The following is a 4,548-nucleotide window of genomic DNA, read 5'->3' on the forward strand; positions in this document are numbered from 1 at the left end:
ATGCCTCAGAACACCGGCTTGCCACCCGTGACGCCCAGCACCGTGCCGGAGACGTAGCTGGCATCGCCCTCGGAGGCGAGGAACACGAACGCCGGGGCAACCTCGGCCGGGGGGCCCGCGCGGCCCAGCGGCGTGTCCTCGCCGAAGTGCTCGACCTTCTCGGTCGGCTGGGTGGCGGGCTGCAAGGGCGTCCAGATGGGACCGGGCGCCACGGCGTTGACCCGCACGCCACGAGGGCCTAGCTCGGCGGCGAGGTTCACCGTGACGTTGTTGATCGCCGCCTTCGTCGCGGCGTAGTCGAGCAGCGTCTCCGAGGGGTCGTAGGCCTGGATCGAGGAGTTGTTGATGATCGACGAGCCTGGTCCGAGGTGCGGCACCGCTGCTCGGGTGATCCAGAACAGGGCGTAGAGGTTGGTCTTGAGGGTTTGGTCGAGTCGCTCGTCGGTCAGCTCTTCGATGCCCTCCTCGCGCGCCATCTGGAAGCCGGCGTTGTTGACCAGCACGTCGAGCCCGCCCAGGCCCGCGACCGCGTCGTCGACCACCGCGTCGCACGTCGATCGCTCCTGCAGGTCGGCCTCGATGACCACGCAGGTCCGCCCGGCAGCCTCCACGAGCTCCTGGGTCGCCCGGGCGTCCTCGCGCTCCTCGGGCAGGTGCGTGAACGCCACGTCGGCGCCTTCTCGGGCGTAGGCGATGGCCACTGCGCGGCCAATTCCCGAGTCACCGCCCGTGATGAGGCAGCGCCGGGCGGCGAGCCGACCGCTGCCGCGATAGGAATCTTCGCCATGATCGGGCACCGGGCTCATCTCGCTGGTCCGGCCGGGCGGGTCCTGCTGCTGGGCTGGGAAGCTCTGGTCGCTGCTCATGACCGGGTACTACCCGACTCCAGTTCCGACAAACGTGATGCATGACCGTCGCGTCGGCGGGTACGAGTCAGGCGATCGACCGTGAGAGGACGCGCCATGCAGAAGCCGACCGGCTCTCCCGACCCCACGACCCACCCGGCACCGGAACCGGGCTTCGACGAAGACCCGGGCCTGGCCCCAGACCCACTCCACGAGCCAGACGCGGAGCCCGAGCGTTCGGGCGCATGATTGGCACGTCAGGCCCCTGGGTACGCGTCAGACATGGACGAACGACGTAGGAAACGAGAGCTGCACGTCATCAACCGACGCTTCTCGATGGGCATGGCCCTGTCCGTAGCAGGCGTCATCGGCGCAATTGTCGGCCTCACGCTGGTGCAGGTCGACATCGTGTCCCGGCCGTGGCTGTACGCATTTTTGGTCGTCGGCGTGCTGGGCGCGGTGACGGCCATGATGCTGACGATCGCGCGCAGCAAGGCCGGCGACGACATCGACGAAGCTGATCTCTGACCGTTCGAGCACATCAGCCGATCCAGACCTGACTCGTTCGGAAATCCTGCGCCTCGACCCAATCAGGCGAGACAACGCCAGTCGCAAGCCTGTGTGGATTCACCTCAACCGCAGGCCGCCTGCCGCAATCCATTCCCGCGATGGGCGCATCTCAGGCGCTATGCCATCGCCGCCTCGGCAGGCTCCACTCCAGCCCGGATGCCTTCTCGGAGCTCTGGGCTGTCCTCGTGGCCGTGGACAGCAACGGCATGCTGCACGGCTGCAGCGAGGACCTCGTCCTCTGAATCAGCGGCAATCGCGACCGAGCAGTTCGAATCGCTCGGAACCTTGCGACAGTCGACCATCATTCTTTCCATGGAACTCATCTTCTTTCGCCTACGGGTGGACGGTGGAGATCACGTCCCTCCGAACGGATGCGAGTGGTGAAGCTCTTGTCACCGTCGTTCACAAGACATCACCGCGTGCAGTGGCATCCGACCATTTCAGGTGTACGCCGCGACCTGATACCTGTCAAGAGAAGTCACGCTCAGTAGCTGAACGTCGTCGCTCCGTCGTCGCCGATCCACTCCCACATGGGGATGGTGCCTTGCGCCTCGGCCCCGGAGATCAGACTCCCTGTGTCCAGCTTCTTGGCGTCCAGGCAGATCGGACACACGAAATAGCGGCCGCCGGCCGCCTCATACCGTTTCATCAGATCCGGCAGGGACGGGCATCCCTCGCAGGCGACGCCGACCGCGACGCCGTCGAGGGCCAGGCGCACAGCTTCCTTGGTGAGGAACATGAGCGTGGACCGACCAGTCTCGGCAGCGCCGACGGCAACCAAGAAAGCCACCGTGACCTTCTCTGCGTCCTCAAGCCCAGTCGTCAGGCTGATCACTGCCTTTGCGGTCATGAGACTGCCTCTCGCTTGTTGGTGTTGTCATCGAGTCGTCGCAGGTGGACGCCTCGAGACGAGGCTAGGCACCATGGCGCACGATGTCGTCCGGGATTCTCCCTACGAATCGAGCGGGTCGAAGCTGCCGAGCAGCCCGTTCTTCATCGCGAACAAGGTGACCGTCGCGCGAGAGCAGGCGCCCGTCTTGGCGTAGATCCGCTCGACGTAGGTCTCCGCCGTCTTCGCAGTGATCTGGAGGTGCTGTGAGACTCGACGCACGGAAGCACCCCGCGCGATCAGCTGGAGTACCTGTAGTTCACGTGGGGTGAGCCCAGCCGGTCCGCCGTGCCGCTTGCCGTGGCTCTGCCCGGCTGCTGACAGCACGTTGTCGACCGCGTCGGAATCGAGCCGCCCAGCCCGAACATCGGCGTGAAGTTCGGCCATGGCCTGCTTGGCGGTCATGGCTGGTCGGTGCGAACGAGGCTCGGTCAAGGTGCAGTAGGCACAGGCCGCGGCGAGCAGCCGCCCCGTGAGCGGGATGGCGGGGCCAAGCAGCCCACGGTGATGTCCCGATCCGTCGCAGCGCTCCTGGGCCATCGTCGCGACCGCCCCGATCCGAGCGAGTGCCGGCGGGTGGGCGAGCATTCGCTCGGTGTAGTACGTGTGCATCCGCATCCGCTCTGACTCGGCGGCAGACAGTGGGCCGGCCTTGTCCAGGATCGTCGCCGGTATGCCGTGCAGCCCGATGTCGTGCAGCAGACCGGCCCGACGAAGTGTGACGACGTCTGGTGCTCCGAGTCCTGTGCGGACCGCCGCCCGTGCTGCCAGGTCAGCGACCGCTCGGGAGTGACCGGCCCGCACGGGTGACCGGAGGTCGGTGAAGTCTGCGACGGCTTCCAGCGCTGCATCCAGCTCCTGTTCGCTGAGCGTTCTCTGCAGGGCTGGTTCGTCCGCAAGGATGAGGCGCCAATCCACCTCAGCCGAGCCATCGCCCAGTATGTCGTGCGCCTGCGAGCAGAAGGCGTCGACGAGGTTGGGGTCGAGCTGCTTGCCTCGCCGCTCCCGGGCCACCGCAATGGCGGCGTCGACCCCTGCGGTGCGGTGGAAAACCTCCACGATGTCAGCGAGGTGGAACAAGCGCATCGAGAGCGCGATGGCGTCTCCGCTGACATCGCTGGGAACCCCCTGACCGTCCCACCGCGTGAACATCTGGAGCAGTGGGTCGCGGACGTCTGCGCCGAGGCCAAGACGTTCGGCCATCTGTGCTGTGGTGAGGCAGTGCGATATCAAGCCCTGCTTGATGCCCTGCCCACCGGTCCCCACGAGGTTGGCTGCGAGCCGAAACCGCTGAAGACCTGGGCTGCCGGTACCCACGTGGCGAAGCATGAACCCGAGCATCGGCAATCCGCTGAAGTCGACCTGGTAGCTGTCACCCCGGAAGGCGATGTCATCGCCGAACCAGGCTGCCACTTCGGGTGTGTCGGCCACGCATCCGACCCAGGCCAGGGTGGCGACGTAGTACATGGCCCCTCGGCTCTCCGGCTCGACACCGAGGTGATCCCCCAGTCGAGTCGCGATGGCCCACGATCGAAGCACATGCTCCATCGGCTGGCCCAGGCCAAGGTCTGTGGCCAATGAGAAGGCAGCGAGCAACTCGGTGAGCCGGAGCCCGGAGTCGCGTTGTTCCGCTTCCATCGAGACAGACTACGCCGCACATCCCGCAGCAAGGGCTCCGTTTGTCGGGAGAACACCGGACGCGCAATCCCTGCTCGATCCCTACCGTCACAAGCATGGCGCGGCGGTCGGAGTACGCACCTCACCTCACAGAACGGAGCGACCCATGTCCGAAACACGGAGCATCGACAAACCCCACGAGCGCCGTCCCTTCAAGGATCACGGCCACCTGGACGTCGTCACCCTCGGCGACTTCACCCTTGGCCGGGCTGTCTTCGAACCTGGCTGGCGTTGGAGCGAAGACGTCAAGCCGATTGCGGGCACGGACTCGTGCCAGACCCATCACACCGGAATGTGTCTGTCCGGCCAGATGATCGTGCGATTCGACGACGGCACCGAGATTCCTATCGGCCCCGGCGATGTCATGAATCTCGACCCCGGGCACGACGCGTGGACCGTCGGCGACGAAGCGTGCATCTTGGTGGACACCGGCGTCGCGGCGTACGCCGACTCGGCTCACTAGATCTGCAGGTGTTCCCCAAGTCCTCGAGTTTCAGTGCAAGCAGCCCGAGGGTGGGTGTCGCGCTGAGCCAGGCCGACGCCGTCGCGCAGGTGACGCCGCAGAGC

6 protein-coding genes are annotated in these 4,548 nt (G+C 66.1%); 2 read left to right on the forward strand and 4 right to left on the reverse strand.

Annotated features, from left to right (window positions below; translation table 11 throughout):
- Positions 1–5: 5 nt before the first annotated feature.
- Entirely contained in the window at positions 6–866 is an 861-nt protein-coding gene (locus WB508_RS06445) for an SDR family oxidoreductase (protein ID WP_423844057.1), read from the reverse strand.
- A gap of 261 nt (positions 867–1,127) precedes the next feature.
- Between WB508_RS06445 and WB508_RS06450 the strand changes: the two genes are divergently transcribed.
- Positions 1,128–1,373, forward strand: a complete 246-nt coding sequence (locus tag WB508_RS06450) for a hypothetical protein (RefSeq protein ID WP_423844058.1) — start codon at positions 1,128–1,130, stop codon at positions 1,371–1,373.
- A gap of 158 nt (positions 1,374–1,531) precedes the next feature.
- Here WB508_RS06450 and WB508_RS06455 read toward each other — a convergent pair whose 3' ends face one another.
- The 3 genes from WB508_RS06455 to WB508_RS06465 all read right to left on the reverse strand — a co-directional run bounded on the left by WB508_RS06455 (position 1,532) and on the right by WB508_RS06465 (position 3,942).
- Positions 1,532–1,729, reverse strand: a complete 198-nt coding sequence (locus WB508_RS06455; protein ID WP_423844059.1) for a DUF1059 domain-containing protein — start codon at positions 1,727–1,729, stop codon at positions 1,532–1,534.
- A gap of 170 nt (positions 1,730–1,899) precedes the next feature.
- Positions 1,900–2,265: a DsrE family protein gene (locus WB508_RS06460; protein ID WP_423844060.1), complete on the reverse strand. Its 366-nt coding sequence runs from the start codon at positions 2,263–2,265 to the stop codon at positions 1,900–1,902.
- Positions 2,266–2,367: 102 nt separating this feature from the next.
- Positions 2,368–3,942, reverse strand: a complete 1,575-nt coding sequence (locus tag WB508_RS06465) for an HD domain-containing phosphohydrolase (RefSeq protein ID WP_423844061.1) — start codon at positions 3,940–3,942, stop codon at positions 2,368–2,370.
- A gap of 145 nt (positions 3,943–4,087) precedes the next feature.
- Here WB508_RS06465 and WB508_RS06470 point away from each other — a divergent pair, with 145 nt between their 5' ends.
- On the forward strand, positions 4,088–4,444 hold the full coding sequence (locus WB508_RS06470) for a cupin domain-containing protein (RefSeq protein WP_423844062.1): 357 nt from the start codon (positions 4,088–4,090) through the stop codon (positions 4,442–4,444).
- The last annotated feature ends 104 nt before the right edge of the window (positions 4,445–4,548 follow it).

It is taken from the genome of Aeromicrobium sp. (assembly GCF_049586495.1).
In the GTDB taxonomy this organism is placed as follows: Bacteria; Actinomycetota; Actinomycetes; order Propionibacteriales; family Nocardioidaceae; genus Aeromicrobium.

Bases quoted from the DNA above. Each gene is read 5' to 3' on its own strand.
- WB508_RS06460 (WP_423844060.1), bottom strand. From the start codon at position 2,265: ATGACCGCAAAGGCAGTGATCAGCCTGACGACTGGGCTTGAGGACGCA.
- WB508_RS06470 (WP_423844062.1), top strand. From the start codon at position 4,088: ATGTCCGAAACACGGAGCATCGACAAACCCCACGAGCGCCGTCCCTTC.
- WB508_RS06455 (WP_423844059.1), bottom strand. From the start codon at position 1,729: ATGGAAAGAATGATGGTCGACTGTCGCAAGGTTCCGAGCGATTCGAAC.
- WB508_RS06445 (WP_423844057.1), bottom strand. From the start codon at position 866: ATGAGCAGCGACCAGAGCTTCCCAGCCCAGCAGCAGGACCCGCCCGGC.
- WB508_RS06465 (WP_423844061.1), bottom strand. From the start codon at position 3,942: ATGGAAGCGGAACAACGCGACTCCGGGCTCCGGCTCACCGAGTTGCTC.
- WB508_RS06450 (WP_423844058.1), top strand. From the start codon at position 1,128: ATGGACGAACGACGTAGGAAACGAGAGCTGCACGTCATCAACCGACGC.